The organism is Micromonospora sp. NPDC049799 (assembly GCF_040656655.1).
Classification (GTDB): domain Bacteria; phylum Actinomycetota; class Actinomycetes; order Mycobacteriales; family Micromonosporaceae; genus Micromonospora.
On sequence record NZ_JBFAMU010000396.1, the window covers coordinates 1 to 4,581 of the forward strand.

4 protein-coding genes and 1 pseudogene are annotated in these 4,581 nt (G+C 74.0%); 3 read left to right on the plus strand and 2 right to left on the minus strand.

Features of this window, described 5'->3' with window-relative positions; all coding sequences use genetic code 11:
• Positions 1–241: 241 nt before the first annotated feature.
• Positions 242–1,756 (plus strand): annotated as a pseudogene (locus AB0I76_RS22990) (WG repeat-containing protein); the annotation flags it as partial.
• Positions 1,757–1,802: 46 nt separating this feature from the next.
• Entirely contained in the window at positions 1,803–2,801 is a 999-nt protein-coding gene (locus AB0I76_RS22995; RefSeq protein ID WP_357038981.1) for an aldo/keto reductase family protein, read from the plus strand.
• A 42-nt stretch (positions 2,802–2,843) separates the two neighbouring features.
• Here the strand turns inward: AB0I76_RS22995 and AB0I76_RS23000 are convergent, their stop codons facing one another.
• Complete coding sequence (locus AB0I76_RS23000; protein WP_357038984.1) at positions 2,844–3,641, minus strand: site-2 protease family protein; 798 nt, start codon at positions 3,639–3,641, stop codon at positions 2,844–2,846.
• The gene (locus AB0I76_RS23005) at positions 3,641–3,841 is read right to left on the minus strand and encodes a hypothetical protein (protein WP_357038987.1); all 201 of its coding nucleotides are present in this window, start codon (positions 3,839–3,841) and stop codon (positions 3,641–3,643) included. Before AB0I76_RS23005 ends, AB0I76_RS23000 begins: the two co-directional genes overlap by 1 nt.
• A gap of 132 nt (positions 3,842–3,973) precedes the next feature.
• On the opposite strand from AB0I76_RS23005, the gene AB0I76_RS23010 reads away from it, so the two are divergent.
• A partial coding sequence (locus tag AB0I76_RS23010; protein ID WP_357038990.1) for a bifunctional adenosylcobinamide kinase/adenosylcobinamide-phosphate guanylyltransferase occupies positions 3,974–4,581 on the plus strand: 608 nt, incomplete at its 3' end.

A 4,581-nucleotide genomic window follows, 5' to 3' on the forward strand; every position in this document is an offset into this window, starting at 1 on the left:
GACCAGGGCGTCGGCGGGGTGCGCTACTTCGACTGGATCGTCGGGGGCCTGCTCGCCTCGACCGCTCTGCAGGTGGCTGCCGACACGGGAACGTGCGGCGGCGCCGACACCGGCGCGTGCGGCGGTCCGGAGACCGGAGTAATGGACGGAACCGGAGGGCTGGGCGGAGGAGACGACCACGCCGGTCCGCCCGGTCTCCGCACCGCCCGGTGCGCCCGTCCCGGCGCCGCCGGCCACACCGCCCGCCCCGCCCGTACCGGAGCCGCCGGCCGAGAACGCGCCGGCCGCACCGGACGCGCCGGTCGAGAACGCCCCGCCCGCAGCGGAGGCGCCGGCCGAGAGCGCCCCGACCGTACCGGCGACACCCTCCGAGAACGTCCCGGCGGACCCGACGCCGCCCCGGTCGGCCGCGCCGGAGGTCGCGCCGGTCGAATCGGTGACCGGTTCGCCGGACCTCTCCCAGGGCGACCCCGAGCAGGTGCTGGCGAGCTACCGGTGGCGGCTCGACCCGGCGACGTTGCGCGAGGTGGTCGAGGAGCCGGACCAGTTCCGGGTCGTCCGGCGCCGGCTGACCGAGAAGCTGGGCACGGCCGTCGACAACCGGTCCCGGGCGCGGCTGCTGAGCCTGCGGGCGGTGGTGTCCCGGATCGTCGGCGACCTGGACGACGCGCTGGCCGACGGGCGCCTGGCGTTGACGTACGCGGAGGCGACCGGCGAGCTGCGCCGGACCTCGCTGGCCCAGGCGCGGCTGGCCCACGTGCTGCGCTGGCGCGGCGAGTTCGCCGAGGCCGACCGCCTCTTCGCGCAGGCCAACTCGGACGAGCTGCCGGACCGGCTGCGGGCGGCGCTGCACGAGCACGCCGGCCGGTGCTGCTACGAGCAGGGCCGGTTGATGGAGGCGTGCCACCACTTCGAGCGGGCGCTGGACCTGCGGGGCGCCGGGGACCCGGAGCTGCTCGCCCGGATCCGGTTCAGCCTCGACGCGGTCGCGGAGCGGGCCACGGAGATCGGCTTCGGGCCGTACCCCCGGGGTCGTGACGAGGTGCTGGCGCGGGTGCGGCCCCCGGTCCCGGCGCTCGACGGCGATCGCTGGGGTTACGCCGACTCCGACGGCGAGATGGTGGTCCCCGGCCGGTACGCGGAGGCGCAGCCGTTCCGCGACGGGGTCGCCTGGGCGCGTCCGGTCGACAACGAACGGTGGGCGCTGATCGACCTCGCCGGTGAGACGGTGCTCCCGCCGACGTACCTGGTCGTCCGGCCGTTCTCCGACGGCCTGGCCTGGGTGTCGCAGGGGGAGCCCGGCGGGTGGGGTGCGGTCGACATCACCGGAGAGGTGGCCGTGCCGCCGGGCTTCGCCGAGGTACGCCCGTTCCGGCGCGGCCTGGCCGCGGTACGACGGGAGGGCTGGGGTGCGGTCGACCGCACCGGCCGCATCGTGGTGCCCACCCGCTACCACGGGTTCGCCACCACCCTGGCCGACGGCCGGTACGTCGACGGCTTCACCGACGAGGGGCTGGCCGTGGTGGACGTGGCCGGCCGGCGTGGCGTGGTGGACCGCACCGGCAAGCTGCTCGTCCCGCCGGTGCACCCGGTGCTGGTCGTCCACCCGGTGGCGTTCCTCGCCGGCGACGGCGCCGGGCGCTGGGGCGCGCTGGACCGGCAGGGCGAGCCACTGATCGACCCGGTGCACCGCAACCCCGACGACGTCGTCGCGGAGATCGAGCGGCTGCTCACCGACACCAACCCCGTGCTCTGAGCCGCCGTACCGGGTGACCGTGATCGGGGCGGGCTAGGGTCGGGGAATGGAATTCCGACACCTGGGCCGTTCCGGCCTGATGGTCAGCGAGATCTCGTACGGAAACTGGATCACCCACGGGTCACAGGTCGAGGAGGACGCGGCGTTCGCCTGCGTCCGGGCCGCCCTGGACGCCGGCATCACCACCTTCGACACCGCCGACGTGTACGCCGGCACGCGCGCCGAGGACGTGCTGGGTCGCGCGCTGCAGGGCGAGCGGCGCGAAGGGCTGGAGATTTTCACCAAGGTGTACTGGCCCACCGGGCCCGGCCGCAACGACCGTGGCCTGTCCCGCAAGCACATCATGGAGTCGATCAACGGCTCGCTGCGCCGGCTGCGCACCGACCACGTCGACCTCTACCAGGCCCACCGGTACGACTACAGCACCCCGCTGGAGGAGACGATGGAGGCGTTCGCCGACGTCGTCCACTCCGGCAAGGCGCACTACATCGGCGTCTCCGAGTGGAAGGCGTCGCAGATCCGCGAGGCGCACGGGCTCGCCCGGGAGCTGCGGATCCCGCTGGTGTCCAACCAGCCGCAGTACTCGATGCTCTGGCGGGTCATCGAGACCGAGGTCGTACCGACCAGCGAGGAGCTGGGCGTCGGCCAGATCGTGTGGTCGCCGATGGCGCAGGGCGTGCTCTCCGGCAAGTACCTGCCGGGTCAGCCGCCACCGGCCGGGTCCCGCGCCACCGACGAGAAGTCGGGCGCCGGCTTCATCGCGCAGTGGCTGACCGACGACGTGCTCACCCGGGTGCAGCGGCTCAAGCCGCTGGCCGAGCAGGCCGGGCTCAGCATGGCCCAGCTCGCGATCGCCTGGGTCCTGCAGAACCCGAACGTGTCGTCGGCGATCGTCGGCGCGTCCCGCCCCGAGCAGGTGCACGACAACGTCAAGGCCGCCGGCGTGAAGCTGGACGCCGACCTGTTGAAGGCGATCGACGAGATCGTCGAGCCGATCACCCAGCGCGACCCGTCGCGCACCGAGTCGCCGGCCCAGCGCCCGTGACCGGTCCCGGTCCGGCCGGACCTGTGCGCCGGCCGGACCGGGTCACGACTGCCAGAAGCGGATGAGGTCCAGGCCCAGGGCGTAGAGGCCCTGGGGCAGGCCGAGCAGGTCGCCGACGGCGAAGACCGCGCCGAAGAACGCGCTGCCGATCTGCGGGTTCCACAGCAGCGCGAAGAGCAGGATGAAGCCGTACGGGGCGAACAGGTCGTACATCCGGCGGTACGGCGGGCTCAGCCACGGCTGGATCATGTTGCCACCGTCCAGGCCGGGCACCGGCAGCAGGTTGAGCGCGCTGGCGGTCAACTGGAGGAACGCCAGCAGGGCCAACGCGGCCCAGAACTCCACCGGGCCGCTCCCGCCCGCGCCCAGCCCCACCACCGCGACCAGCACCAGCGTGAACACCACGTTGGTGGCCGGGCCGGCGAGGCTGACCAGGGTGTGCCGCAGCCGCCCGGGAATCGCGTGCCGGTCCACCCAGACCGCCCCGCCGGGCAGGCCGATGCCGCCGAGCAGCACCACCGCCACCGGCAGCACGATGGACAGCAGCGGGTGGCTGTACTTCAGCGGGTTGAGCGTCAGGTAGCCGCGGTGGGCCACGCTCCGGTCGCCGGCCCGGAACGCCACGATCGCGTGCGCGTACTCGTGCAGGCAGAGCGAGACGAGCCACCCGGAGACGACGAACAGGAACACGTCGAGCCGGACGTTGCCGTACCGGTTCCAGGTGAGCACCCCGCTGGTGACGAAGAGCGCCACCAGGGCGAGGAAGACCGGGCTGGGCCGGAACGCCGCCCGGGGCACACCGAGCAGCAGCGGCTCACGCCCCGGGCGGTCGTCGGCCATCACTCCGCCGGCGGCAGCAGGCTCATCCGGTAGTCCACCCGGTCGTCCTCGACGAGCGCGACCGAGGTGACGCCGGACGCCGCGAGCTCGCGCCAGATCTGGCCGATCCAGGACTCGGCGTCCGCCTGGCTGCCGAACGACTCCGCCGGTCCCTCCACCGCCTCACCGTTCGTGCCCTCGTACCGCCAGCTCCACGCCATGTGCGCGTCTCCCCTCGCCGCCGTCCCGTCCGGGACGCCCCTGCCAGCGTAGTCCGTGATCCACCGTGATGGCCGGGGCCGGCCTGGCACCTCGCAGGCGGGACACCGCCCGCTGGCTCTAAGGTACGGGGCATGTCCGTTGACGGGTGGAACACGGTCCTGGTGCTGGGCGGCATCCGGTCCGGCAAGTCCGAGTTCGCCGAGTCCCTGGTCGCCGAGGCTCCCACCGTCCGCTACGTGGCCACGGCCGCCGACGCGGACGCCGACGACGCGGAGTGGTCCGCCCGGCTGGCGGCGCACCGTGACCGCCGCCCGGAGACCTGGACCACCGAGGAGACGGCCGGCGACCCGCGCCGCCTGGCGGACGTGATCGCCTCCGCCGAGCCGAACGAGACGCTGCTCGTCGACGACCTGGGCGGGTGGGTGACCGTCCTGCTCGACCCGGCCCACCAGCCGGCCGACGACACCGCCACCATCGCCGAGCTGGCCACCGCGATCCGCGACTGCGCGGCGAAGCTGGTGCTGGTCAGCCCCGAGGTGGGGCTCTCGCTGGTGCCCACGACGCCGCTCGGCCGGGCCTTCACCGACGCCCTCGGTGCGGCCAACCGGGCGGTCGCGGACGCCTGCGACGCGGTCGTGCTGGTGGTGGCCCGCCCCCGGTACTGCGACGGTGACGAGCCGAAACCGGTGGGGACGACGATCCGTAATCCGGAGATCGCCGAGGTCCTGCGCGAGGTCCG

Coding starts and splice junctions, on each gene's coding strand:
- AB0I76_RS23000 (WP_357038984.1), bottom strand. CDS start 3,641: ATGGCCGACGACCGCCCGGGGCGTGAGCCGCTGCTGCTCGGTGTGCCC.
- AB0I76_RS22995 (WP_357038981.1), top strand. CDS start 1,803: ATGGAATTCCGACACCTGGGCCGTTCCGGCCTGATGGTCAGCGAGATC.
- AB0I76_RS23005 (WP_357038987.1), bottom strand. CDS start 3,841: ATGGCGTGGAGCTGGCGGTACGAGGGCACGAACGGTGAGGCGGTGGAG.